Origin of the sequence: Parabacteroides sp. AT13 (assembly GCF_002272965.1) — a bacterium.
Taxonomy (GTDB): Bacteria; Bacteroidota; Bacteroidia; order Bacteroidales; family Tannerellaceae; genus Parabacteroides; species Parabacteroides distasonis.
This window is the reverse complement of record NZ_NQMH01000002.1, coordinates 1532991-1558105: the sequence shown is the minus strand read 5'-3', so window position 1 is coordinate 1558105 and position 25115 is coordinate 1532991. Positions and strand designations below refer to the sequence as shown.

At 47.0% G+C, this 25115-nt stretch carries 20 protein-coding genes; 14 read left to right on the top strand and 6 right to left on the bottom strand.

The features are described 5' to 3' along the window. The first annotated feature begins 12 nt into the window (after nucleotides 1–12). The 4 genes from CI959_RS20790 to CI959_RS20775 all read left to right on the top strand — a co-directional run bounded on the left by CI959_RS20790 (nucleotide 13) and on the right by CI959_RS20775 (nucleotide 8037). Nucleotides 13–1968, top strand: coding sequence for a SusD/RagB family nutrient-binding outer membrane lipoprotein (locus CI959_RS20790; RefSeq protein WP_008779507.1), 1956 nt, complete (start codon nucleotides 13–15; stop codon nucleotides 1966–1968). 109 nt (nucleotides 1969–2077) lie between these two features. Further along, the gene (locus CI959_RS20785) at nucleotides 2078–2443 is read left to right on the top strand and encodes a hypothetical protein (protein ID WP_005858269.1); all 366 of its coding nucleotides are present in this window, start codon (nucleotides 2078–2080) and stop codon (nucleotides 2441–2443) included. Nucleotides 2444–2908: 465 nt separating this feature from the next. Then, nucleotides 2909–6076 (top strand): SusC/RagA family TonB-linked outer membrane protein, encoded by a 3168-nt coding sequence (locus CI959_RS20780; RefSeq protein WP_008779508.1) that lies wholly within the window; start codon nucleotides 2909–2911, stop codon nucleotides 6074–6076. 41 nt (nucleotides 6077–6117) lie between these two features. Then, nucleotides 6118–8037 carry a SusD/RagB family nutrient-binding outer membrane lipoprotein gene (locus CI959_RS20775; RefSeq protein WP_034527023.1) on the top strand — a complete coding sequence of 640 codons (1920 nt, stop codon included), beginning with the start codon at nucleotides 6118–6120 and terminating at the stop codon, nucleotides 8035–8037. Nucleotides 8038–8113: 76 nt separating this feature from the next. Here CI959_RS20775 and CI959_RS20770 read toward each other — a convergent pair whose 3' ends face one another. Both CI959_RS20770 and fabD read right to left on the bottom strand, forming a co-directional pair. Next, nucleotides 8114–8920, bottom strand: coding sequence for an alpha/beta hydrolase (locus CI959_RS20770; RefSeq protein ID WP_057316985.1), 807 nt, complete (start codon nucleotides 8918–8920; stop codon nucleotides 8114–8116). Between the two features lie 168 nt (nucleotides 8921–9088). Beyond that, a complete protein-coding gene (gene fabD / locus CI959_RS20765; protein WP_095231527.1) occupies nucleotides 9089–9970 on the bottom strand; it encodes an ACP S-malonyltransferase in 882 nt (293 codons plus the stop codon). Between the two features lie 139 nt (nucleotides 9971–10109). Here fabD and CI959_RS20760 point away from each other — a divergent pair, with 139 nt between their 5' ends. Further along, nucleotides 10110–10304 carry a twin-arginine translocase TatA/TatE family subunit gene (locus CI959_RS20760; protein WP_005858259.1) on the top strand — a complete coding sequence of 65 codons (195 nt, stop codon included), beginning with the start codon at nucleotides 10110–10112 and terminating at the stop codon, nucleotides 10302–10304. 6 nt (nucleotides 10305–10310) lie between these two features. Further along, nucleotides 10311–11138, top strand: a complete 828-nt coding sequence (gene tatC, locus CI959_RS20755; protein WP_005858256.1) for a twin-arginine translocase subunit TatC — start codon at nucleotides 10311–10313, stop codon at nucleotides 11136–11138. Nucleotides 11139–11206: 68 nt separating this feature from the next. Here tatC and CI959_RS20750 read toward each other — a convergent pair whose 3' ends face one another. Continuing rightward, nucleotides 11207–12079 (bottom strand): arginase family protein, encoded by an 873-nt coding sequence (locus tag CI959_RS20750; protein WP_095231526.1) that lies wholly within the window; start codon nucleotides 12077–12079, stop codon nucleotides 11207–11209. Nucleotides 12080–12251: 172 nt separating this feature from the next. Here CI959_RS20750 and CI959_RS20745 point away from each other — a divergent pair, with 172 nt between their 5' ends. Continuing rightward, nucleotides 12252–14504 carry a GH92 family glycosyl hydrolase gene (locus CI959_RS20745; RefSeq protein ID WP_172680044.1) on the top strand — a complete coding sequence of 751 codons (2253 nt, stop codon included), beginning with the start codon at nucleotides 12252–12254 and terminating at the stop codon, nucleotides 14502–14504. 60 nt (nucleotides 14505–14564) lie between these two features. On the opposite strand, the gene CI959_RS21995 is transcribed toward CI959_RS20745, so the two are convergent. Further along, a complete protein-coding gene (locus CI959_RS21995; RefSeq protein ID WP_005858250.1) occupies nucleotides 14565–14699 on the bottom strand; it encodes a hypothetical protein in 135 nt (44 codons plus the stop codon). 133 nt (nucleotides 14700–14832) lie between these two features. Between CI959_RS21995 and CI959_RS20740 the strand changes: the two genes are divergently transcribed. Genes CI959_RS20740 through CI959_RS20725 form a run of 4 tightly spaced genes read left to right on the top strand, consistent with a single transcriptional unit; the run spans nucleotide 14833 to nucleotide 19992 of the window. Continuing rightward, nucleotides 14833–15831: an isoaspartyl peptidase/L-asparaginase family protein gene (locus tag CI959_RS20740; RefSeq protein WP_005858249.1), complete on the top strand. Its 999-nt coding sequence runs from the start codon at nucleotides 14833–14835 to the stop codon at nucleotides 15829–15831. A 33-nt stretch (nucleotides 15832–15864) separates the two neighbouring features. Continuing rightward, complete coding sequence (gene radA / locus CI959_RS20735) at nucleotides 15865–17235, top strand: DNA repair protein RadA (protein ID WP_005858247.1); 1371 nt, start codon at nucleotides 15865–15867, stop codon at nucleotides 17233–17235. Between the two features lie 13 nt (nucleotides 17236–17248). Beyond that, the gene (locus tag CI959_RS20730; RefSeq protein ID WP_057316988.1) at nucleotides 17249–18853 is read left to right on the top strand and encodes an NAD(P)/FAD-dependent oxidoreductase; all 1605 of its coding nucleotides are present in this window, start codon (nucleotides 17249–17251) and stop codon (nucleotides 18851–18853) included. A 17-nt stretch (nucleotides 18854–18870) separates the two neighbouring features. Beyond that, on the top strand, nucleotides 18871–19992 hold the full coding sequence (locus CI959_RS20725) for a glycoside hydrolase family 43 protein (protein ID WP_005858243.1): 1122 nt from the start codon (nucleotides 18871–18873) through the stop codon (nucleotides 19990–19992). On the opposite strand, the gene CI959_RS20720 is transcribed toward CI959_RS20725, so the two are convergent. Then, nucleotides 19986–20375, bottom strand: coding sequence for a hypothetical protein (locus tag CI959_RS20720; protein ID WP_005858241.1), 390 nt, complete (start codon nucleotides 20373–20375; stop codon nucleotides 19986–19988). The two genes, CI959_RS20725 and CI959_RS20720, sit on opposite strands and share 7 nt — an antisense overlap. A 12-nt stretch (nucleotides 20376–20387) precedes the next feature. Continuing rightward, on the bottom strand, nucleotides 20388–21197 hold the full coding sequence (locus CI959_RS20715) for a peptidylprolyl isomerase (RefSeq protein WP_005858239.1): 810 nt from the start codon (nucleotides 21195–21197) through the stop codon (nucleotides 20388–20390). 108 nt (nucleotides 21198–21305) lie between these two features. Here CI959_RS20715 and CI959_RS20710 point away from each other — a divergent pair, with 108 nt between their 5' ends. The 3 genes from CI959_RS20710 to CI959_RS20700 all read left to right on the top strand — a co-directional run bounded on the left by CI959_RS20710 (nucleotide 21306) and on the right by CI959_RS20700 (nucleotide 25035). Next, nucleotides 21306–22982, top strand: a complete 1677-nt coding sequence (locus CI959_RS20710) for a putative transporter (RefSeq protein WP_036629009.1) — start codon at nucleotides 21306–21308, stop codon at nucleotides 22980–22982. 243 nt (nucleotides 22983–23225) lie between these two features. After that, nucleotides 23226–24083: an ROK family protein gene (locus CI959_RS20705; protein WP_036629002.1), complete on the top strand. Its 858-nt coding sequence runs from the start codon at nucleotides 23226–23228 to the stop codon at nucleotides 24081–24083. A 40-nt stretch (nucleotides 24084–24123) separates the two neighbouring features. Further along, nucleotides 24124–25035 carry a ThuA domain-containing protein gene (locus CI959_RS20700; protein WP_044544851.1) on the top strand — a complete coding sequence of 304 codons (912 nt, stop codon included), beginning with the start codon at nucleotides 24124–24126 and terminating at the stop codon, nucleotides 25033–25035. The last annotated feature ends 80 nt before the right edge of the window (nucleotides 25036–25115 follow it).

The window sequence follows — 25115 nt, the reverse complement described above, 5'->3', positions numbered from 1 at the left end:
AAAGGAGATAATATGAAAACGAAAAATATCATTATATTAGGAGCCTTGGCGGTCGCTTCATTGACAACGGTTACAAGTTGTAATGACTTTGAGGATATCAACAAAGACCCGAATAAGGCTGATTTGGAGCAAGTGGAACCGGAATGGTTCTTGAATGGCTCCATTGGAGATGCTCAAATGAACCCTGAAATAGCAGAACGTATTTTTATTTTGTATTGGAAGCGGGCTGCTCGTTTTGATCGGGGTAGCGGTTTCGCAATCGGTACGGATAATGATGACTATAATAGATTATACTTGACTTCGAACTCGTATGGTGTAGGTTGGTTGAATAAGGCGAATCAAGCGATAGAGGTCGGAGAGGAGAAAATCAAATTAGATGTGGATAATGCCTATCCTTATTATCGGAATATCCCGAATATGGCTCGTATTTGGAGAGCTTATTTGAACTCTGAATTGTCTGATAACTTTGGCCCGATACCGGCGTTATCTGCTTTTACCGGTGTTCCTGGAGAATATAATAAGGTGGAGGATATCTATACCTATATATTGAAAGAGTTGAAAGAGGCGGTCGCTTCTTTGGATGAGAGCATTGATATGAGTGCGATGTCCAAATATGATCCGTTTTTTGGTGGTGACATAAAGAAATGGAAAAAGTATGGAAACTCTTTGCGTATGCGTCTAGCGATGCGTTTGACTGCGGTCAATCCTTCTTTGGCGCAAGCTGAGTTTGAGGATGCTGCCAAGGGTGAGTTTATCGCCTCTATGGATGATATCGCCCAGGTTGCGGAGAAAGATGGATGGGATCCGTATACAGGTGTCATGACAAGAACTTGGAATAACCAAGCGATGTCTACTACTTTCAATAATCTCGTAGTGGGACTAGGCGGTGTGGAATTTCCTGTTCCTGATGAGTTGAAATCCAATTTGAAAGATCCTTATACTTACTTAGGCCAGAATGTCAGCCTGCATTTCCCAACAACCACAAATGATCCTTGTGCGGGCTATTTTTTCGATGGTATCCCACAATATATCGATCCTCGTGCGCCTCAGTTGTATAGCATTCCGGGGTATGATGACGGAGTGGTTTATCCTTCTTATATAGGTGCCGCTTCCGAGGTAAAGGATGAGATAACATTGATTGCGGGAGATTATACGGATGTGCTGACCGGACAAAAAGTTTCCGCGCCGGAAGTAAAACTTCCCATGAAATATTCTTGGACGACCGTTGTTGCCGGAAACTGGAACGATAAGGCCGGTTTAGTTGGTGACTATACAAGTTATAACTACAACTTCCCTTCTTTGGCTGATAAGTTCCGTCATAGCACGAACAAACGTGTATGGTTTGGCCCGTGGGAAAGTTATTTCTTGTTAGCGGAAGCTGCGGTTTATGGTTGGAATGTTCCGGGTAGCGCAAAGGATAATTATGAGAAAGGTATCGCCGCTAGTTTTGAATATAACGGTGTTTCCGATAAACTCTTAGAATATTTGCAATCTAAGGCTTATAACCGTGTAGGAACATCTGTAGCTTTCGATCATACGGTAGAGGCTAAGGCTTATACGATCAACTATTACGATGCATATACGAAACAGAATAAGACAACGACTTATGAGTATCCTAAAAATACGATCTATAAGAATGGTCAGTATAATAATGATGCATTGACTAAGATCATTACGCAGAAGTTCATCGCTCAGAATCCTTGGTTGCCTTTGGAAGTGTGGTCTGATCACCGTCGTTTAGGTTTGCCGTTCTTCGAGAATCAAGCTGTAGAGGCTGCTTACAATCCAACTAACCAAGTGTTGTTAACTCCTGCTACTTGCAAGGAATGTAAAGTAGAGTTCTACCCGAAGCGTCTTCGTTACCCGGCAGTTCTTCAAACCAATAACTTGGAAGGGTATAACCAAGCTTTAGAAAGACTTGGTGGTCCGAACATGACGACAACTTCTTTGTGGTGGAATATGAAATAATATGAATAGTATTTTTACTGCAAAATAATAGGAATCCTCACGTTGGGATGTATCATCATTCAACGTGAGGATTTATGTTTTTAATGTTAAACTTTTAAATTTTACAGTTATGAGAAAGTTATTAATGGTATTGTTTTTATTTGGAACAATTAGTGTTTTTTGCAATGCCCAAATAGATGGTTATTATGTAAAAGACAGTGGTAATCTAGCGCTTTTTGCGGATGGAGAACCTAGGACTAGTAATTCAATTGGTATTGAAGCTGGGAAATCAGTGGAAATTCGTTTTACTCAACCTTCTACTGGAGATTTCTTGTGGCAAAAAATGAGTGGTAGTGACTATATTCAATTTAATCCCGGTGGGTCTGGACGTTTTGCGTTAATTTGGACACAGAGTGCAAGTAAAGGGGACTCGGCTGTTTTTTGTGTCACAGACAAGAATGGTGATGTGCTGACGATTACTATTCATGCTTATTAGACTTTATAGGAAATAAAGATATCTACTTCTTGTCTTTTCTTGTCTTTTGACAACTTTGTATTGTAACTGATTCGGAAATTATAGAGAATAATATTCTTACGAGAAAAGGGCGTATCGATGTAAATGTCGGTACGCCTTCTTTTTTTTGTGGTGATGATTTGTATGGGTAAACTGGAACTTTTATTGGCTTCTGAAGTGAATAACTAACGGCTTCCTGCCTCTTTTACGGTTTGGTTATCCTTTGGTTAAAATTTCTGTAAATCAATTTTTTATGGATGTTAGTAAGGATAACTCTTATTCGTTTTGTCTGTAAGGAGAGAGTAGTTGCGGTATCCTCACCAGTTACCTCTTGTATATGTTAAACTCAAAACATATCTGCCCTTTTTATGTTTATACAGGATAAATGACATTTGTTGACGCAAAAACTAAAACATTGTCTAGAAAAATAAACAAAAAACAGTAGTTATGTTGAAAAGATTCAGACCAGTCAGCTTAATCCTGTTGGTAGGGGCGCTTGGGTTCTCGGGAAACTTATACGCCACGCCTATGTCCGGGATTCCGAGGGTTGACATTTCACAGCAAAACGCAAAGGTGTCGGGAATAGTTGAGGATGCCTTAGGACCCGTTACCGGGGCGTCCGTAATCGTGAAAGGAACTACCAATGGTACTATGACCGACTTGGACGGACATTTTACCTTGGATAACGTGAAGAAAGGGGATATCATACAGATATCGTTTATCGGTTATACCTCGCAAGACATCCCGTATACTGGCCAGTCCGAGATTACGGTTAAACTCGTGGAAGATACCCAGAAACTCGATGAGGTGGTGGTGACCGCCTTGGGTATGAAACGGGATAAGAAAGCCTTGGGTTATGCCATGCAGGAGTTGAAAGGGGATGACCTCTTGGCCTCCCGTGAGCCGAACTTGGCGAACTCCCTTTCCGGTAAGGTTTCCGGTTTGCAGATCGTCCGTTCAAGCAATGGCGTAGGAGGGTCTTCTAAGATCGTACTTCGTGGTAACAACTCCTTGACGGGTAGCAACCAGCCCTTGATCGTCGTAGACGGTACCCCGATGGATAACTTCACCGGTGGCGTGGATGATGTATGGGGTAACTCCGGAGCGGACATGGGTAACGGCCTTTCGGATATCAACCCGGAAGATATCGAGTCCATGACGGTATTGAAGGGTGCTTCCGCCGCCGCCCTTTATGGCTCACGTGCCGGTAACGGCGTGATCTTGATCACTACCAAGTCCGGACGTAAGAACGAGGGACTCGGTATTACGATCAACGCCGGTATCACCGCCGAGACGATTTTCCTGAAACCTGATTTACAGAACGACTTCGGACAAGGCTCCGTGGGCGTTTACGATAACCAATCCCGCCTTAGCTGGGGACCGAAAGCCATGGGACAAATGGTAACCGATTGGAGAGGCAACCAAATCCCTCTGCATACTTATGATAATATCGACGCTTTTTTCCGCACCGGAACCTCCTTTAACGAGGGTGTCAGCTTCCAGCAGAACATAAAGGGTACGGCGGTATTCGCCTCCGTAAACCGTTCCGACGATGCTAGTATCACCCCACGCTCAAAACTAAACAAGACGAATATTACCTTGCGTGCCACCACTTTCTTGGATGAGGCGGAAAAGTGGAAAGTAGATGCCAAGGTGAATTATATCAATCAAAACGCGCATAACCGCCCGATTCAGGGCGTGAATCCCTCGAACGCTTTCAATACGATCTATAACCTGCCTCGTTCCTTGAATATCCGTGAGTTTGAGGATGACGTGGATGAGCAAGGCAATATGATTTGGTATGATGCCTCCAAGAATCCGCAGGAGAACCCTTATTGGGTGACCCGTTATCGCCAGAACGAGGATACCCGTAACCGTTTGTTAGGAAATATCTCCTTGAAATATGCCCCGACCGATTGGTTCGATATTGAGTTGAGAGGTGGTACGGATTATTATACCACGACGAAGAGCGAGAAAGTATATGCCGGTGGTAATACCAGTCCGAGAGGTCTGTATACCGAGGGATCGGAGACCTTCTATGAGAATAACTTCAGTTTCTTGGCTACGGCCCGGAAGGATAACTTGATCGATCGGCTGGGAGGCTTCGTTACTTTCGGTGGTAACTTGATGCTCCAGCAACGTAATAAGATGAACGCTTCTGCCGGAGAGTTGTTGGTGCCGAACTTGTTCTCGCTGAATAATGGCGTGAATAAGCCGACGGTCACTTCCGAGTTGATCCGCCGTCGTATGAATTCCTTGTACGGGTCGTTGCAGTTGAACTGGGATGGTTATCTGTTCTTGGATGTTACGGCACGTAACGATTGGTCGTCTACGATGTCGAAAGCCAACCGCTCTTATTTCTATCCGTCTGTCAGCTTGTCTGCGGTGATCTCCGATATGTTGCCGAAGATTGGCGGAAGCATGCCGGATTGGTTCTCTTTCGCTAAGGTACGTGCCTCCTTCGCTGAGGTAGGTAACGACTTGGACCCGTATCAATTATATAACTTCTACTCTGTAGGCAAGGACCCCAACGGGAATACGACGGCGAAACCGGGTAAGGTACTTTACGACTCGGATGTACGTAGTGAGTTGATTAAATCATGGGAGGCCGGTTTCGATATCCGTTTCTTCAATAACCGGTTAGGCTTGGATGCCGCTTGGTATAAGTCCAACGCTACCCGCCAGTTACTGGATTTACCGATGGACCCGTTCTCCGGCTATGCTTCCCGTAAGATTAACGCGGGTAACATTCAGAACGAGGGTTTGGAGATCTCCTTGAACGGTACGATTCTAGACAATCCCGCCGGATTGAGCTGGAGCTCTACGGCGCAGTTCTCCTTGAACCGGAATAAGATCAAGGAATTATACGAGGGCGTGAATCTATATGATATAAAGACGTTCGACGCTATCCAGATCGTAGCTCCGGTAGGTGGTTATTATGGTGAGATCTACGGGCAGACCTTTATGCGTGTGACCGATGAGAATAGTCCTCACTATGGAAAGATCGTCGTAGGTGATGATGGTTTGCCTTTGATCTCTACCGAGAAGTCGAAAGTAGGAAACCAGAGTCCGGATTGGATGATGGGTTGGACCAATAATTTCTCTTATAAAGGTTTTAACCTGAGCTTCTTGATAGACTTCCGTATCGGTGGTAGCATCTATTCGGCGACAGCCTCCAACCTGTATACCCGGGGTAACGCCGCCGGAACAGTGGTGAATGGTGATCGTGCCGAATTCGTGGTACCGAATACCGTGGTTCAACAGGGTAGTGGTTATGCGGAGAATACGGTCGCCGTCACTCCCCAGAACTATTGGGAGCGTATTGGGTCTACCGGAAATTATGGTTTACCAGAGGTTTATACCTATAGCGCCACCAATGTCCGTTTGCGTAATATCACCTTTGGCTACGAGTTCAATCGACAGATGTTGAAGAAAACGCCTTTCCAGCGTGTACGTCTATCCGCTACTTGTAACAATGTTTGGATGATCCATTATAACTTGCCGGGTATCGACCCCGAGTCCGTTGCCGCCACGAATACCAACGCTACCGGATTCGAGAATGGAGCCGCGCCGACCAGCCGTTCCTATACGTTTAACGTAACCGTGGGATTCTAATGGAATACATGATAATTTGAATTACGATAAAAATGATGAAGATGAAAACAAGAAATATACTTTTTACCGGATTGGTATCGGTGGCTGCTCTTCTTTCTTCCTGTAATGACTTTCAGGAGATCAATGAGGACCCGAATCTTGTGGGAGAGGATAAGGTGAAGCCCCAATGGTTCCTGAATGCCTCTATCATGGGAGACCAGATGAACCCAGAGATAGCCGAGCGTATCTTTATCTTGTACTGGGACCGTGCTTCCCGTTTCAATAGGGGAAGTGGTTTTACGATCGGTACGGATAACAATGATTATAGTACGATCTACTTGAGTAATGATTACGCCGTAGGTTGGCTGAATCAAGTGACCAAAGCGATCCAGTTAGGAGAGCAGATGGTTGCCAATGGCGAGGCGGATACCTATCCTTATTATAAGAACGTGATCCAGATGTCCCGTATCTGGCGTGCTTACTTGAACTCGGAAGTAGCTGACGGTTTCGGGCCGATCCCTGCGTTGGCCGCTTTCTCCGGTGTACCGGCTGAGTACGATAGTGTAGAAGCTATCTATCAATTTATATTGAAAGAGTTACGGGAAGCTGAGTCTGCGTTAGACCCCTCCTTGGATATGTCCGCTATGGCTAACGAGGATGCTTTCTATGCGGGAAATGTTACGAAATGGAAAAAGTACGCCAACTCTTTGCGTATGCGTTTGGCGATGCGTATCTCGGCTGTCGATCCTGCCTTGGCGAGAGCGGAATTTGAGGATGCCGCCTCTAAGACATTTATTTCCGAGCCAACCGATATCGCTTCCGTGCAGGAGAAAGAGGGTTGGGATGAGCTGACGAGCGTGATGTCTCGTCCTTGGAATGGGCAGGCGATGTCCGTGACGTTTAAGAACTTGGTAGTTGGTTTGGGTGGACAGGAATTTCCGTTGCCGGACTCCTTAAAAAGCCATTTGAAGAATCCATACGATTATCAAGGTTTATATTTGAACCAGCACTTCCCGCTGACGACGAATGATCCGTGCGCCGGTTTCTATTTCGACGGTATACCTCAATATGTAGATCCCCGTGCCCCGAAGTTGTTTAGTGTAGTGGGCTGGGATGATGGTGTGGTTTATTCCGATTATATCGGTGCGGCCAGCGAGGTGAAGCCGGTTCACTTGAAGAATCCGGCGGATAATACCCAGAATATGTTGATGATCGATCCGAAATATACGTGGGGCACTTGGGTCGCCGGAGAATGGGACGTGAAAGCCGGTCTGGTAAGTGAGCTGACAGGTAAGAATTATAATTATCCCTCTATATCGAAACAATATCGAATGAGCACCAATAAGCGTGTCTTCTTCGGCCCGTGGGAAAGTTACTTCTTATTGGCGGAGGCTGCGGTGAAAGGCTGGAAAGTTCCGGGAACGGCTAAATCCAATTATGAGTCTGGTGTTACGGCTAGTTTTGAGTATCATGGCTTATTGAGCCAAGTCGGTGATTACCTATCGTCTCAGAAATACAACCGTGTAGGTACTTCCGTCGCTTTCGACCATACGACAGAGGCGAAATCATATACGATCCGTTATACGGACCCCTATACGAAGGAGGTAAAAAGCCGTACGTATGAATATCCCCATAACTCGATCTATCGGAATGGCGCTTATAATAATGACGCCCTTACGAAGATTATCACCCAGAAATATATAGCGCAAGTTCCTTGGTTGCCGGAAGAGGCTTGGAGCGATCATCGTCGTTTAGGTCTTCCTTTCTTCGAGAACCAAGCGGTAGAGAAGGATTACAACCCATTGAATCAAGTTCCTTTGACGGTCGCTACCTCTAAGGAATGCCGTTGGGATTTCTACCCGAAACGTTATCGTTATCCGGCGAATATCCAAACGAATAATCAAGCGGGTTATGCGCAAGCTCTCCAGCTTTTGGGCGGCCCGGACTTGACGACTACTCCACTTTGGTGGAACGCTAAATAGCGAACCTGCTTGGTCTGTTTTATATATACTTTTTCGGTGTCACGCATTTATTTGTGTGGCACCGTTTTTTTGAGATTTACTCAATCGTGCTTAGCCATTTCTCCAGTTCGTCAGTCCATTGACGTTTGTATACGAAGTTGTCCCGGAACCCAAAACTATGGCCGCCCTTTGGATAAATATGCAAGGAGGCGGACACCTTGTTTTTTAGCAAAGCGAGATAATAAAGCACGCTATTCTCCGGGCTAACCGCCTCGTCATCCGAAGCCAACGCTATAAAGGCGGGAGGTGTCAGTGAGTTTACGTGCAATTCCAAAGAGAAAGCTTCCTCTTCCTCATGCGTGGGATTCGCTCCTAATAGCCGTTCCCTCGATTTAAGGTGCGTTAAATGAGGTAGCATACTGATAACCGGATAAAGGAGTATTTGGAAATCCGGACGTGAGTCGTCTACCCCGAATATTGCGGCATGCCCGGCGATATAACCGCCAATGGAGGCACCCATGACACCGACCTTCGTAATCTTCCACTCTTCCGAGTAATTATGGAGGATGCGGAGACCTTGGCGAACATCGTCCAGAGGAACTTCCCTATGTCCGTTCGGCATCCGGTATTTCAATACGGCATAAGTAATACCTTGTGCGTTAAACCATGCGGCCATATCACGCCCCTCATGTCCGATCGAAATCTTGGAAAGTCCGCCACCCGGACACATCAAGATCGCCTTGCCATTCGGCTTCGTCGCCGGATAAACCAATAGGGAAGGGTTCGATATATTGGATATGGCATTCGGGGCATCTTCCAATTCTACGCCGGCCAATCCATTACTAGTGGGCGCTCCATCCGGCCAAAGTAGGATAATCCTATTTTTCTGTTGTATTGTTTCCATTTTCTATATTCTGAATTGTGTTTATAGTATAAAACAACGTTGGCCTTTGATTAGTTTAGCATTCAAGATCTTTTCGAATCATCATCGTATATAAAAAAGTCCGGAAAAGACGAGGAAAATCACCCTCCATCCTTTTCGGACTTTTATCCTATTACATTGAAAGGTAAATTATTGCATACCTTCCGTAGTCATTTCCTTATTGATCTTTTTAACCAATCCCTGAAGAACGGCACCCGGGCCTAACTCGATGAAATGAGTGGCACCGTCGGCGATCATGTTCTGTACGCTTTGGGTCCAACGTACCGGGGCGGTTAACTGTGCGATCAAGTTAGTCTTAATTGTTTCCGGGCAAGTCTCGGCTTTCGTGCTTACGTTCTGGTAAACCGGGCAAGAAGGTTTATTGATCGTCGTAGCCTCGATAACGGCAGCCAACTCAGTACGAGCTGGTTCCATCAATGGAGAATGGAACGCTCCACCTACTTTCAATTTCAAGGCACGCTTAGCGCCTGCGGCCAATAACTTCTCGCAAGCCTGATCGATACCGGGGATAGAGCCGGAGATTACCAATTGGCCCGGGCAATTATAGTTAGCGCAAACCACTACCTCGTCCTTGATGCTCGCGCAAATTTCCTCAACCGTTGCGTCCGGCAAGGCTAATACGGCGGCCATTGTAGAGGGAGTTGCCTCGCAAGCCTTTTGCATAGCCATGGCACGTTTGGAAACTAATACCAAGCCGTCCTCGAAAGACAATGCTCCGGCAGCTACCAAGGCAGAGAATTCTCCTAATGAGTGACCTGCGGTCATATCCGGTTGGAATTGATCACCTAATGTTTTCGCGAGAATGACAGAGTGTAAGAAGATCGCTGGTTGAGTAACTTTGGTTTGTCTCAGATCCTCGTCTGTTCCGGCAAACATTAAATCCGTGATACGGAAACCAAGGATCTCGTTAGCCTTCTCAAACATCTCTTTAGCAAGAGTATTATTATCGTAGAGGTCTTTGCCCATACCTACGAACTGTGCCCCCTGACCGGGAAATACGTACGCTTTCATCTTTCTAATTTTTTTCTAATTTCAGTTTTTTAAGACGGTGCAAAGGTAATAAATTTGGAATAATGAGGCTACTATTCATTACAAATTGTATCTTTGCCCCCATAGAAACGAGAATATTAATGACTAATATTATAATATCATGAATGAATTACTATTTTTAGGAAACTTAGGTACAGGCGAGATCGTGATCATCGCCATTGTTGTGTTATTGCTTTTCGGTGGTAAGAAAATTCCTGAGCTGATGAAAGGTATCGGTAAGGGCGTGAAGAATTTCAAGGACGGTGTAAAAGGATTGGAAGACGATATCAAATTAGACGATACGGAAAAGAAGTAAAGGAAGATGCAACAAGAAGAAATGTCATTCTGGGATCACCTAGAAGAACTTCGTTGGACTTTATTTCGTTCTATTTTAGCGCTCTTTGTTTTTGCTATAGCCGGGTTCTCGGTAATGCCGTGGCTGTTTGATAATGTCGTGATGGCCCCGTGTAGCTCCGATTTCATCGTCTATCGGGAAATGTGTAAGATTAGTTCTCATTTTTCTTTTCTCCCGGACTTTTGTAATGATACTTTCCATGTGAACATTGTCAATATCAAGCTGGCTTCCCAGTTCTTCACGCATATGACAAGTTCTTTCTGGTTGGCGTTATTATTGACTTTCCCCTATTTGATGTGGGAGATCTGGAAGTTCGTAAGTCCGGCTCTTTACGAGAATGAGAAGAAAAATGTACGTTGGGTATTCTTGTTCGGAACGATAATGTTCTTTATCGGATGCTCAGTGGGTTATTTCTTGGTGTTCCCGATGACACTACGTTTCTTGGCGACTTACGAGTTGAGTGCCGCCATTACGGAACAGGTATCCCTTGATTCTTACATGGATAACTTCTTGATGTTGATATTCGTGATGGGAATCGTATTTGAGATGCCATTGGTATCTTGGCTATTATCTCAGATAGGGCTGCTAAACCGCTCGTTCTTTCATAAATACAGACGGCATGCTGTTGTCGGCTTGTTAGTTGGTGCGGCGTTCATCACTCCAAGTAGTGATCCGTTTACGTTAAGTATCGTATTCTTACCGCTCTACGGTTTGTATGAGTTGAGTGCGTTCTTCGTGAAAAAAGCCCCAAAGGAAGAAGACGAGGAGAATGAGGAAGATAATAATGAGGAATAAATCCCGAAAGTTATAATAATGTAATATAAAAAAGACGTAACTCTGTTTAAGGGCTACGTCTTTTTTTATTATTTCAATAAAGGTAACCGGTCCAGCATATTCCTTAGCTTGATGGCTATACGAGGCATCGGCTCGGCTACCGTAAGACCTACCAGATCATACTTGGATGCTATATTGTTGATAACACGTACGACCTCGTCTATTTTCATCCCGTTAGGCTCTACGCCGACTCCCGCTATCATATCCGCCGGATCGATTACGTCCATATCGAAGTGAACGACAACTTTGGATGCGCCCGTCCCTTTTAACCACTTGAGGATGGAGGAACTATCCTTCGCCACCTCCTCTGGTGATAAACCTTTTATACCTAAGTTCTTCTGCCGTTCTTTTATGCCCTCATCCCACGAGCGTAAACCTACGATTAAGGTATTCGAGACCTTGAACTTTCCCGGTAATAATTGAAGAATCTCTTCATCACCCATCCCTAGACAGGCTGTAAGGGCCATCGCATGATATCCTTTATACTCGTCATACGGCAAGTTTATATCCGGATGTGCGTCTATCCAGACAATGGCTATATTATCCGGATATTTAGCAGCCAGATAGGTGAAGGGTACGACACTTACCGAACATTCGCCCCCTAAGGTGACAATCTTTTCTGGAGCGTTTTCGTGCAGTAATTCGAGGGCTGCTTTTGTTTGTTTCAGAATAACCTTGCGGGCGCTGACCCCTAGATCCGTTTCTCTATCGTTTATATCTAGTGAGATGGGTACTTCCACGGTTTTCTGGGGACTTGGGGGAGCGAGGATATTGAGTAATTGAGCTCCTAGGTAATACCCTCTGGAAGCGTCGTCCGCAGGAAGGTCGGGCATCCAATGATTCACGATCCCACCTTGCCATTGGGGATAGATCAAACGAAGTGTCGATGTTTTATCTTCCATGTTATCGTAGTTTTTGTACAAAGTTAAAGGATTCCACCGAATTCTCGTCTTGATGAAAAAAGATTTTCTCCTTGATGAAAAAAGATTCTCATCATAATGAAAAAAGATTTTCACCCCGATGAAAATAGAAAGTTTTCCCCGTAAACTGTTTCTCTTTCGAAATAATTTATGTATGTTTGCTCAAACTCAAAACGAATTGCATAACATGAAGCACATGTCTATATTGGCGGTCTCTTTGCTGGCACTCGTGGCCTGCACGCCTGAAAAGAAACAGGAGGCGGATTACTCGCAGTATGTGAACCCCATGATCGGTACGGATTTTACCGGCAATACCTACCCGGGAGCCCAAGTTCCTTTTGGTATGGTACAATTGAGCCCGGATAACGGTTTGCCGGGTTGGGATCGCATCTCGGGGTATTTCTATCCGGATACGACGATCGCCGGCTTTAGCCATACGCACCTTTCCGGTACGGGGGCAGGCGATTTATACGATATCTCTTTTATGCCCGTGACCCGTCCTTATAAAGAGGCCCCGGCGCCGTTAGGAATCTATTCCACGTTCTCGCATAATGACGAGGCGGCTTCCGCAGGATATTACCGGGTATTGCTGAAGGATTATAACATTAACGTGGAGCTTACGGCTACTGAGCGTTGCGGTATCCAGCGGTATACCTTCCCGGAGGCCGAGGCTTCGGTATTCTTGAACTTGAAGAAGGCGATGAATTGGGACTTTACCTTGGATTCCAAGATCGAGGTGGTAGACTCTACGACGATCCGTGGATACCGCCTATCCCAAGGCTGGTCTCCCTTGCAGCATGTTTATTTCGAGACCCGTTTCTCTAAGCCTTTCGTGGCTTGTCATATGGATACGACTTCTATCGTGACCAAGGAAAAAGGTTGGATCGGTACGGCCTATGTGGCCCGTTTCGATTTCAATACGAAGAAGGATGAGGAAATCCTTGTCACGACCGGAATCTCTGGCGTCAGCATGGAGGGAGCGGGAAAGAATTTGCGTGCGGAAGCCCCGAAGGATGATTTCGATTACTATCAAGCGCAGGCTAGCGCGAATTGGAACCGACAGCTTTCCAAGATTGAGGTGAAGAGCCGGAATACGGACGATATGGTGAAATTCTATACGGCCTTGTATCATTCCATGATCGCCCCGACGATCTATAGCGACGTGGATGGTTCTTATTACGGCCCGGATCAGCAAATCCATAAAGCGGACGGATGGACGAATTACTCTACTTTCTCTTTATGGGATACCTACCGTGCCTCCCATCCGTTGTTTACGTATACGGAGCCGGAACGGGCGAATGATATGATCAAGGGTTTCTTGAAGTTCTATGAGCAGAACGGGGCTTTGCCTTTATGGAACCTTTATGGCTGGGAAACGAATATGATGATCGGTTATCATGCGGTGCCCGTTATCGTAGACGCTTATCTGAAAGGTATCGGTGATTTCAATGCCGAGAAAGCGCTGGAGGCTTGTATAGCGACAGCCAACCGGGATGACTATCGGGGTATCGGCGATTATAAGAAGTTGGGCTACGTACCGGCTTATAGCGATCCGAAAAAATGGGAGAACTGGTCTTTATCGAAGACCTTGGAGTATGCCTACGATGATTATTGCATCGCTAAGATGGCTGAGAAGATGGGTAAGAAAGAGATCGCCGACGAATTCTTTAAACGTTCACAGAATTATCATAATGTGTACAATCCGGCAACTTCCTTTATGCAGCCTCGTGATGAGAAAGGAAACTTTGCCGCTAATTTCAGCCCCGATGATTATACGGAAGATATTTGCGAGAGCAATGGTTGGCAATATTTCTGGTCCGTGCCGCAAGATCTGGACGGTTTGATCGGATTGGTAGGAAGTAAGGAACGTTTCGCCGAGAAATTGGATAGTATGTTTACCTATGTCCCCAAATCGGATGAGGAATTGCCTATCTTTAGTACAGGCATGATTGGTCAATATGCGCATGGAAATGAGCCGAGCCATCATGTGATCTACTTATATAATAAGGTCGGCCAGCCTTGGAAGACCCAGAAATACGTGGCTCAGGTATTACATGATTTGTATCTGAATGCCCCGGACGGTATTTGCGGTAATGAGGACTGTGGGCAGATGTCCGCTTGGTTTGTGTTTAGCGCCATGGGATTCTACCCGGTTGATCCGATCAGTGGCCAATATGAGATCGGCTCCCCGTTGTTCCCGGAAGTGAAGATGCATGTAGGTAATGGCAAGACCTTTACGGTTTTGGCTCCCGAGGTCTCTGCGGAGAATATTTATATCCAATCCGTGAAGCTGAACGGACAACCTTATGATAAGAGTTATATCACCCACGAGCAAATCATGAGCGGGGCGACATTGGAGTTCGTCATGGACAGCCAGCCGGGACCGGTATGGTATACGAACGAATGAAATAGCTCTCTATGATATAATGAAGAGAAGTGCCGTGGTCATATCGCCACGGCACTTTTTTTAATCCGGCTCATGCGAATCTTTCCCATAAGCCTTGACAATATCCTTTACGATGTACCAGAGTACGAACACGACCATTATGCTTCCGATCAATATCTTTCCCACTCTTATGATAGAATCGATGTATTCTTCCATAATGTTATTATTTAAGAGATTACCGTTCGAGGTAAATGTACGGATAAAAATCGGGAAATAAGTCTATGTCTCTAAGATAATTCAGATATTTGTTCTATTTTTGAGCATTGTATAAATGATTAAATATAATAGCATGTTAAAACAAATGATAGCCTTGACGGCTTTGATGGTGTCATCCATTGCTTTTGCGCAAGACCGGGAGTATGTAATCGTGGTACATGGTGGTGCGGGGGCGATGGCCGGATTGGAGGAAGATCCGGTTAAGTCGGCTCAATATTACGCCGCATTGGACTCCGCTTTAATGATTGGAGATAAGGTCCTTTCTGCGGGAGGCGAGGGGCCGGAAGCGGTGATGGCCGTAATCAATTACTTCGAGGGAAATCCGTTGTTTAACGCCGGAATTGGTGCTACCTGTACGGTGGAGGGAACTTTTGAGTTGGACGCTTCCATCATGGAAGGCAAGGATTTAAGCGCAGGCGCTGTAGCTGGCTTAAAACACGTGAAGCATCCGATCAATGCCGCCTATGCCGTAAAGACAAAATCTCCGCATGTCATGCTGAGCGGAGCCGGTGCTGAGGAGTTCGCCAAGGAACAAGGCTTGGAAATGGTAGAAGACAATATGTATTTCGCTACGCCCAAGACGATGGAGTGGATCGAGAAGTTAAAGCAAGAAAGTAAGAAGAACGGTACGGTAGGCTGTGTCGTTCTGGATAAGCAAGGAAACTTAACGGCCGGGACCAGTACCGGCGGTATGTTCAAGAAACGTTGGGGGCGTATCGGTGATTCGCCCGTGATCGGGGCGGGAACGTATGCGGATAATAACAGTTGCGCCGTCTCCTGTACGGGGCATGGCGAGTATTTTATCCGTCATGCGGTAGCGTTCGATGTGTGTGCCCGCTATAAATACCTTAAGGAAAGCGTAGAGAAAGCGGCAGATTATATCATCCATACGGAATTGAATACGAACGCCGGCAACGGCGGCTTGATCGCCGTGGATAAACTAGGAAATATCGCCATGCCTTATAACAGTGGCGGTATGTTCCGCGGATTCTTGTATAAGGAGAAAGGTAGCCCGGAAATTAAGAAGGGCTGCGGTATCGGAAAGAAGATCGTTGTAGTAGGGGAAAAGTAGTTTTTTGTATCTTTACGCCAAATTCAAGATAGAATGGCGAAAACAAAAACCGTATATGTCTGCTCTAACTGTGGCGCTGATTCCCCGAAATGGCTGGGTAAATGCCCGAATTGTGGGGAGTGGAACACCTATGTAGAGGAGATCGTAACAAAGGAGCCTGCCGTGAAGCGGCCGGTTCCCGGTATTATGGAGGGCAATAAGATCCGTCCGGTGTTATTGCGTGATATAACGACGGAAGAGGAGGCCCGTATCGATTTAAAAGATGATGAATTAAATAGGGTCCTCGGCGGAGGCTTGGTGAAGGGCTCTTTGGTCTTGATCGGTGGAGAGCCGGGAATCGGAAAATCTACCTTGGTCTTGCAAACCGTGTTGGGCTTGACAGGCTTGAAAACCCTATATGTCTCGGGCGAGGAGAGCAGTCGCCAGTTGAAACTCCGGGCGGACCGATTATCGCATGATAATCCGAACTGTTTCATCCTATGCGAGACGCATCTGGAACAGATTTTTACGCAAGCGGCCAATATCCAGCCGGACTTGATGATCATAGATTCCATACAAACCATCTTTACGGAAGTCGTGGAATCTTCCCCCGGCAGTGTTTCCCAAGTACGTGAGTGTAGTGCCGCTATCTTGAAATACGCCAAGGAAAGCGGTGTCCCGGTCTTATTGATCGGCCATATCAATAAGGAAGGCAGTATCGCCGGTCCGAAGGTATTGGAGCATATCGTGGATACGGTGTTGCAGTTTGAGGGCGATCAGCATTATATGTATCGTATCCTGCGGAGCATCAAGAACCGTTTTGGCAGTACGGCGGAACTAGGGATTTACGAGATGCGCCAGAACGGGCTTCGTGAGGTCAGCAATCCATCCGAGTTATTATTAACCCAGAATCATGAGGGACTGAGCGGTGTCGCCATCGCCGCCGCTATCGAGGGGGTACGTCCTTTCTTGATCGAGACGCAAGCCTTGGTCAGCTCGGCGGTTTACGGTACGCCGCAACGTAGCGCCACCGGATTCGATTTACGCCGAATGAATATGTTATTGGCAGTATTGGAGAAAAGGGCGGGTTTTAAGTTGATCCAGAAAGATGTTTTCCTGAATATCGCCGGAGGTTTGAAAGTGAATGATCCGGCTATCGATTTGGCGGTAATCAGTTCCATCCTTTCTTCTAGCTTGGATATCAGCATCGAGCCGGGTGTTTGTATGGCTGGCGAGGTGGGCTTGTCCGGAGAGATCCGTCCGGTCAACCGTATTGAGCAACGTATCTTGGAGGCGGAGAAGCTGGGTTTCTCCCGGATTATCATTCCGCATAATAATCTAAAAGGTTTCGATACGGCGAAGAGCAAGATTCAAATCGTACAGGTAAAGAAAGTGGAGGAAGCCTTTCGGCAACTATTCGGTTAATATATAATAAACAATGATAAAAGAATTACAACTCAGGATATTGCCGGAAGAGGCTGTTAATGAGCAATCGCTAAGGCAAGTAGTAGCCCGTGAGACGGGTGAGGCTCCGAAAAATATCCGGGCCGTACGTGTATTGAAACGTTCGATAGACGCACGCCAGCGAACGATATTTGTCAACGTGAAACTGCGTGTTTTCATGAACGAGATGCCTAGCGAGCCGGAATATCAATTGATAGAGTATAAAGATGTCTCGGCAGGGAAACCTGTGATCGTCGTAGGAGCCGGTCCGGGAGGTCTGTTCGCCGCCTTGCGCTTGATAGAGTTAGGTTTGCGCCCCATCATCGTCGAGCGAGGTAAGGACGTGCGGGAACGCAAGAAAGATATCGCCTTGATCAGTCGTGAGCATAAGGTGAACGGAGAATCAAATTATAGTTTTGGTGAGGGCGGTGCCGGCGCTTATTCTGATGGAAAGCTGTATACCCGTAGCAAGAAAAGAGGCTCGGTAGATAAGATACTGAATATCTTTTGCCAGTTTGGGGCAAGTCCCTCTATCTTGGCGGATGCCCATCCGCATATCGGAACCGATAAGCTCCCCCGTGTGATCGAGAATATCCGGGAGCAAATCAAGCGATGCGGAGGTGAGGTACATTTCGAGACCCGTATGGATGCTTTTATCATGAAAGAGAACGAGGTGATCGGCATCGAGACGAATACGGGAAAGAGCTTTTACGGGCCTGTTATCTTAGCTACCGGCCATTCCGCCCGTGATGTCTATAACTATTTATACGAACGCCAGATCCAGATCGAGGCGAAAGGGATCGCAGTCGGTGTTCGTCTGGAACATCCTCAGGAATTGATCGACCAAATCCAGTATCATCGGAAAGAAGGTCGTGGGAAATATCTTCCTGCGGCAGAGTATAGTTTTGTGACGCAAGCGAATAACCGGGGCGTCTATTCCTTCTGTATGTGTCCGGGAGGTTTCGTAGTTCCTGCGGCGAGCGGACCTAAGCAGGTCGTGGTAAATGGAATGTCGCCTTCTAACCGGGGTTCCCGCTGGTCTAACTCAGGGATGGTGGTAGAGATCCGTCCGGAAGATTATTCCGAACTGGTAGGGCAGGAGGAGCTTTATCTTCGGAATGGCGAGAAGGTGGATGCGGACTCCCCATTAGCGTTGATGGCCTTTCAGGAACGTCTGGAAGAGGTCTGTTGGTTGAATGGAGGCATGAAGCAAACGGCTCCCGCCCAGCGCATGAATGATTTCATGCGGAAGAAGAACTCTTTCGATTTACCGGTTTCCTCGTATACGCCGGGTCTGCTGGCCTCTCCGTTGCATTTTTGGATGCCGGAATTCGTGACCAGTCGCCTGCGGGAAGGTTTCCGTTATTTCGGTAAGGTCTCTAGAGGCTTCTTGACCAACGAGGCAACCATGATCGGCGTAGAGACCCGTACATCCGCTCCGGTTCGTATCGTCCGTGATCGGGATACCTATCAACACGTCACGGTAAAAGGTCTTTTCCCTTGCGGTGAGGGAGCGGGGTATGCGGGAGGAATCGTATCCGCTGCCATCGACGGGGAACGTTGTGCGGAAGGAGTGTATAATTTAGAATCCAATAAATAAGAAAAATGAAAAGTGGTATGAAAATAGGAATATCCCTTTGTCTGGGAGTTCTTATGTGTTTGAATGCGGGTTGTACGGGAAAGAAGTCTGCTGCGGAAGAGCCGGAATTAACGTACAGTAATCCTTTGTCGGTCCAGTTTGGCGATCCATACGTATTGTTGGCCTCGGACGGACGTTATTATATGTATGGTACCGGTGCCGGGGCTGTAGACGGTTTTTGCGCCTATTCTTCCGATGATTTGATCCATTGGAAGTCGGAAGGGCAGGTTTATCGGGGCAATACGCCCGATTCTTGGGCAATCGCTAATTTCTGGGCGCCGGAAGTGTACGAGCGTGACGGGAAGTTCTATATGTTCTTCAGTGCGGATTGGCGGAAGAATCCGACCAACGAGGAGGAAAATTTCCGTATCGGCGTAGCTGTGTCGGATAAGCCGACCGGACCATTTAAGGAATTGGCCGATGCTCCTTTGTTTGATCCGGGATATCCTGTAATCGACGGAAACTTGATCGAGGATGAGGATGGCCGTACCTATCTCTATTATTCCCGTTGTTGCTATAAGCATCCGGTAGAAAGCGAGATCGCCGATGAGGCAAAGAAGAAAGGCATGTTCGACTCCGTTGAGGAAAGCTGGATTTACGGGGTGGAGGTCGCTCCGGATCTTACGCACGTAATTGGGGAACCCGTACTTCTGCTGCGTCCACCCGTAAAATTGGATGATGCGCAAAGTGAGTGGGAAAGTCGCTCGGTTACCAAAGGGGAGGTCGGACGTCGTTGGACGGAAGGCTCTTTCATGCTACGTCACAACGGCTTGTATTATATGATGTATTCCGCTAATTATTTTGGCGGGGCAAATTATGCGGTGGGATATGCCGTGTCCGAACATCCGTTAGGACCGTTTGAGAAGGCATCTAATAATCCGGTGCTGGAGAAGAACGTGGAAAAAGGCGGTATCGTCACGGGTACCGGACATAATAGCGTTACTTGGTCGAAGGACGGAAAACAAATGTATTGCGTTTACCACGGGCGTACCCAGAAGACAGGGGATGAGCGGGTCGTATTCATCGATAAAATGCGAATCAATGAGAATGGCCTTCTAGTCGTGGAAGGCCCTACCACCGATCCGCAATCTATTCAATAGTTATTTATCTCTTCCAGCAACGCCACTCGTTCCAACGAGAACGTAGTGTCGTTGCGTTGGATATATTCCAATAGCTCTTTCGCTCTTGCCCGGAGTTTTTTACCTTGCGCCTCCGGCAAAAGGAAACTTTCTTCCAGCAAGGTCTTGCTCGCCAGCTCCATGCGTTGGAGGCCGCACGAATCATCACCGTCCAGATAAGTGCGGATACCGTCGATAGGCGTGTTCAGCAAGAAATCGTTATCCAGTTTTAAGAATGTGTAGACGGATTGGATTAACTCGGGGTTCTTGCGTGCCCCATCGTTGGAATTACGATTGAAGATGATCTGGGCGATCACTTTGCCCAGTTCCTCGATCTGTACCATGATGAAATCTCTCTTTAACATAGGAGTGGTGAATTATTCGATCGTTATACTTTGGATGCGGATGTCTTTCTTCGGACGGTCATTCTGGTCTTTCGGCTGGGTGGCGATCTGATCCAAAACGTCGAATCCCTCCGTCAGCTCCCCGAAGATCGTATAGGTGCCGTCCAGATGATGGCAACCGCCTACGGTGGTATAAGCCTTCCGTTGCTCGTCCGTAAATAGCAAATGCCCGGGAGTTGCTTGAATAACGGAGTCTATCTGGGCGTTGATCGCTCTCAATCGCTTCTGGTACTCCCGTTTGTTACTCATCTTTATCATATTCAGCTCCGCACGTACCGGCGCATAAAACTCCTTCAGGGCCTTTTGCCGGGCCGGATAGTTGGCGGTACGCTCTAACGTATCCAGTTCGGTTTCCCTATAGACCTTCCCCTGCACGATAAAGAATTGCGACATATCCGATTTCTTTTGCGGGTTGATATCGTCCGGTTGGCGGGGAGCGGCCAAGGCTCCTTTCTTATGGAAATATTTCTCGTTGATCTCGGGCGGTATCTCGGCGGAAGGATCGCCAAAGCCGCATTTAGCACCGGCGGGAGCGTTCTTGGAATCCGGGGCTCCTCCTTGGATCATAAACTCCGGCAGGACACGGGTGAATAAGGTCCCGTTGAAATCCCCCCGTTTTGCCCGTTCGATGAAAGTACGGGTGTGATTAGGCACATCATCGTACAGGATGGCCTTCATAGTACCTACATTGGTTTTAATAACTACCGTTTTTCCAGCTTCTTGCGCCGAGGTGGCTACCACGCAAAGGAACAATGCTGATAAAATGTAATATATCTTTTTCATGAGATTTTAATTTAAAAGGTAAATATAGGTGTTATGTTGTAAAACACAAAGTAAATGCCTAACTTCGCGTCTTTATTAATAGGTAATAAGATTTTTAAAGATTTTAGCATGGATTGGATAAACGACTTATTATGGGGAGAAGGTATCGGGCATTCTATCCTTTTACTATCTTTCGTGATTGCCGCCGGCATTCAGTTGGGAAAGATAAAGGTGTTTGGGATTTCGCTTGGGATTACCTTGGTGTTGTTTGTAGGTATTATTTTAGGGCATTTTGGGTTTACGGTTAACCACAATGTGATTCATTTCTTTAAGGAATTTGGATTGATCTTATTTGTTTATTCGGTAGGTATGCAAGTCGGGCCGGGTTTCTTCTCGTCTTTTAGGCAGGGGGGAATCACGTTGAATATGCTAGCCTGTGGAATTGTCTTCCTTGGCGTGGCTACGGCTTTGGTATTGCATTTCGTGACAGGTATTCCGATGCCTACGATGGTGGGTATTTTATCGGGGGCGGTGACGAATACCCCCGGATTAGGTGCGGCTCAGCAGGCTTATTCCGATATGTACGGGGTTTCAGATAATACGATCGCCTTGGGTTACGCCGTGGCTTATCCGCTGGGCGTGATCGGTATTATTCTTTCGATCATTTTCGTACGTTACGTATTCCGTGTGAATTTCGATAAGGAGAATGACGATTTGAATAAGGAGGATGCCTCGCATACGAATGAGGCGAAACCGATCTCGCTGGTCGTAAAGAACCCGGCGGTTTTCGGTAAGACGGTAGGGGAGTTATCCGGTTTGATGGATCATCTGGATTTCGTGATTTCCCGTGTATGGCGTAATGATAACAAGCAGATCGAGATCGCTTCCGCCGGTACGATCTTGAATGAGGATGATAAGATTTTCGTGATCACGACCGATCAAGATGCCGAGTCCGTAAAGACATTCATTGGCGAGGAGATCGATATGGAGCGCAAGCAATGGATTCGTATGGAGAGCCAGTTTATCAACCGCCGTATCTTGATCACGAAACCGGAGTTGAACGGCAAGAAGCTGGGACAGTTGAAACTGCGTAAATTATATGGTATCAATATCACCCGTATCAACCGTGCGGGCGTGGACTTGGTAGCTACGCCGGGTCTGACGTTGCAGGTGGGCGACCGTGTGAATGTGGTGGGTACCGAGACGGCTGTCTCGAATGTAGAAAAGGTATTGGGTAACTCCTTGAAACGCTTGAACGAGCCGAACTTGATCACGATCTTTATCGGCATTGCCCTCGGTATTGTCTTGGGGAGTATTCCTATCACGTTCCCGGGCATTCCGCAACCGGTTAAGTTAGGTTTGGCGGGAGGTCCGTTGATCGTGGCGATCTTGATTAGCCGTTTTGGTTACCGTTATAAGCTGGTTACCTATACGACCCAGAGCGCTAACTTGATGTTGCGTGAGATCGGTATCACCCTCTTCCTCGCTTGTGTGGGTATCAGTGCCGGCGATGGTTTTGTGGATACGATCGTGAACAATGGTGGATTCGCTTGGATCGGTTACGGTTTCATTATCACAACGATTCCTTTGCTGATCATCGGTTGTGTAGGCCGTTATTTCTATAAGATCAATTATTTCACCTTAATGGGCTTGATCGCCGGTAGTACGACGGATCCGCCCGCTTTGGCTTACTCGAACGCTACGGCTGGAAACGACGCTCCTTCCGTAGGTTACGCTACGGTATACCCCTTGACCATGTTCTTGAGGGTACTTACGGCGCAATTATTGATCTTGTTCTTCGCTTGATGCGGTAGTTATAATGGTGCCGTCTTACACGTATATCGGCATTGCCTCACACGTATATCGACGTTGGCCTATGCGAGCGTAGGCGTGAGGCGATGTCGGTATACGTGCTGGATGGAGTTGACGCCGGGGAAAATAAAAAGCATAGATGTATTAAATTTATCAGTTTAAAAGGTGATGTTATTCGTAACATTGCCTTTTTTGTTAGCTTTGTGGGAGTATAATCTAATTAATATCGTGGAAAGAATGAGTGTAGAGAAGAAAAACGCTTATATCGGAGTGGATTTAGGGGGGACGAATATGCGTGCCGGCCGTATCGTAGGGGATCGATTAGTGGCTCAGGGGAGCGCCCCGACTCCCAAGGACGCCGCGGATTGCGAGGAGACATTGGAGGCTTTGATAGAGGTGATCCGTTCCGTGTGGGACGAGAGTGTGGTAGCTATCGGTATCGGTGTGCCGAGCGTGGTGGATCGTGAGAAGGGGATCGTATATAACGTGGTGAATATCCCGCATTGGGAGGAGGTACATTTGAAGGAGATCTTGGAGGCTTGCTTCTCCGTGCCGGTTTATGTGGATAACGACGCGAATTGCTTCGCTCTGGGTGAGCGTATCTTTGGCGAAGGAAAGACGGTTGATAACTTCGTGGGCCTCACCTTGGGTACGGGCTTGGGGGGTGGAATTATCCAGAATGGCAAGCTGTTGGCCGACGCTAATTGTGGCTCGGGAGAATTTGGCATGATTCCCTACCAAGGACAGATCTTGGAATATTTCTGTAGCGGTTCCTATTTCATGAACGTATGGGGCGTGGATGGGAAGGAGATGTACACCCGTGCGATGCGGAAGGACGAGCAGGCGCTGGAGGCTTACCGGCAGTTGGGCGTACATGTGGCCGCCGCTATCAAGATCGTGGTATTGACGGTAGATCCGGAGATGATCGTCTTCGGAGGCTCGGTGACCGCCGCCCATGAGTTGTTTGAGGAGAGCATGTATGAGGACTTGAAGGATTTCGCTTATCCGAACTCTATCAAGAACTTGAAGATACGTTTCTCTAAGCTGGAGAATCCGGGGCTATTCGGTGCCGCTTCCCTTTGTTATGATAAATAAAGACGGATAATTTATAGTTTACTTAAATCTTATTCATATCATGAGACATGTATTTTGTAGGAAGATCGTTTTCCTTTTGGCCGCTTTATTGGTTGTATGTGGCATGTCGGCCCGTAAGCCGATCAAGACGTTATTAATAACAGGGCAGAATAACCATAATTGGCAGGTGAGCCATGTGGTGCTTAAACAGATATTGGAGAACTCGGGACGCTTCTCCGTGGATTTTGCGGTCTCTCCGGAGGCGGGGAAGGATATGTCCGGCTTTGTCTTGGATTTCAGTCCTTACGAGCTGGTGGTGCTGGATTATAATGGGGATGCTTGGCCGGAGGAGACGAACCGTCGTTTCTTGGAGTATGTGCAAGGGGGTGGAGGTGTCGTGATCTATCATGCCGCTGATAACGCCTTCGTGAACTGGCCGGAATACAATAAGATTTGTGCCTTGGGCGGTTGGGAGAACCGGGATGAGAAAGCGGGACCCTATGTATATTGGAGCGATGGTAAGTTGATAAAGGATAGCTCGGCGGGCGTGGGTGGCTCTCATGGCAAGCAGCATGAGTATGTGCTGAATGCCCGGAACCATGAGCATCCGATCATGAAGGGGCTGCCGAATAAATGGAAACATGCGCAGGATGAGTTATATGATCGTATGCGTGGCCCGGGAAATATAAAGGATTGCTTGTATACGGCTTATTCGGATAAGGAGACCGGAGGTTCCGGCCGTGAGGAGCCGTTGATCTTTACGGTTGATTATGGGAATGCCCGTATATTTCATACGATGTTAGGGCACGCGGGGGAAACGGTAGAGAATTGTCCGGCTATGCAATGCGCCGGCTTCCAGATTACCTTGTTAAGAGGTGCGGAATGGGCCGCTACCGGCAAGGTAACCCAAAAGGTTCCCGCTGATTTCCCGACGGAAAAACAAGTATCTAATCGGAGTAATTATAAGCGGTGATACATGGTTTATTAGAATGCCCATTGTAAGCTCCTTATGATGGGCATTCTAGCAAGCTAACAATGGGCATTCTAAGGAGC

Bases quoted from the DNA above. Each gene is read 5' to 3' on its own strand.
- CI959_RS20710 (WP_036629009.1), top strand. From the start codon at position 21,306: ATGGATTGGATAAACGACTTATTATGGGGAGAAGGTATCGGGCATTCT.
- CI959_RS20720 (WP_005858241.1), bottom strand. From the start codon at position 20,375: ATGTTAAAGAGAGATTTCATCATGGTACAGATCGAGGAACTGGGCAAA.
- CI959_RS20770 (WP_057316985.1), bottom strand. From the start codon at position 8,920: ATGGAAACAATACAACAGAAAAATAGGATTATCCTACTTTGGCCGGAT.
- CI959_RS20750 (WP_095231526.1), bottom strand. From the start codon at position 12,079: ATGGAAGATAAAACATCGACACTTCGTTTGATCTATCCCCAATGGCAA.
- CI959_RS20705 (WP_036629002.1), top strand. From the start codon at position 23,226: ATGAGTGTAGAGAAGAAAAACGCTTATATCGGAGTGGATTTAGGGGGG.
- CI959_RS20745 (WP_172680044.1), top strand. From the start codon at position 12,252: ATGTTTGCTCAAACTCAAAACGAATTGCATAACATGAAGCACATGTCT.
- CI959_RS20790 (WP_008779507.1), top strand. From the start codon at position 13: ATGAAAACGAAAAATATCATTATATTAGGAGCCTTGGCGGTCGCTTCA.
- CI959_RS21995 (WP_005858250.1), bottom strand. From the start codon at position 14,699: ATGGAAGAATACATCGATTCTATCATAAGAGTGGGAAAGATATTGATC.
- CI959_RS20715 (WP_005858239.1), bottom strand. From the start codon at position 21,197: ATGAAAAAGATATATTACATTTTATCAGCATTGTTCCTTTGCGTGGTA.
- CI959_RS20760 (WP_005858259.1), top strand. From the start codon at position 10,110: ATGAATGAATTACTATTTTTAGGAAACTTAGGTACAGGCGAGATCGTG.
- CI959_RS20725 (WP_005858243.1), top strand. From the start codon at position 18,871: ATGAAAATAGGAATATCCCTTTGTCTGGGAGTTCTTATGTGTTTGAAT.
- radA (WP_005858247.1), top strand. From the start codon at position 15,865: ATGGCGAAAACAAAAACCGTATATGTCTGCTCTAACTGTGGCGCTGAT.
- CI959_RS20730 (WP_057316988.1), top strand. From the start codon at position 17,249: ATGATAAAAGAATTACAACTCAGGATATTGCCGGAAGAGGCTGTTAAT.
- tatC (WP_005858256.1), top strand. From the start codon at position 10,311: ATGCAACAAGAAGAAATGTCATTCTGGGATCACCTAGAAGAACTTCGT.
- fabD (WP_095231527.1), bottom strand. From the start codon at position 9,970: ATGAAAGCGTACGTATTTCCCGGTCAGGGGGCACAGTTCGTAGGTATG.
- CI959_RS20740 (WP_005858249.1), top strand. From the start codon at position 14,833: ATGTTAAAACAAATGATAGCCTTGACGGCTTTGATGGTGTCATCCATT.
- CI959_RS20775 (WP_034527023.1), top strand. From the start codon at position 6,118: ATGAAAACAAGAAATATACTTTTTACCGGATTGGTATCGGTGGCTGCT.
- CI959_RS20700 (WP_044544851.1), top strand. From the start codon at position 24,124: ATGAGACATGTATTTTGTAGGAAGATCGTTTTCCTTTTGGCCGCTTTA.
- CI959_RS20780 (WP_008779508.1), top strand. From the start codon at position 2,909: ATGTTGAAAAGATTCAGACCAGTCAGCTTAATCCTGTTGGTAGGGGCG.
- CI959_RS20785 (WP_005858269.1), top strand. From the start codon at position 2,078: ATGAGAAAGTTATTAATGGTATTGTTTTTATTTGGAACAATTAGTGTT.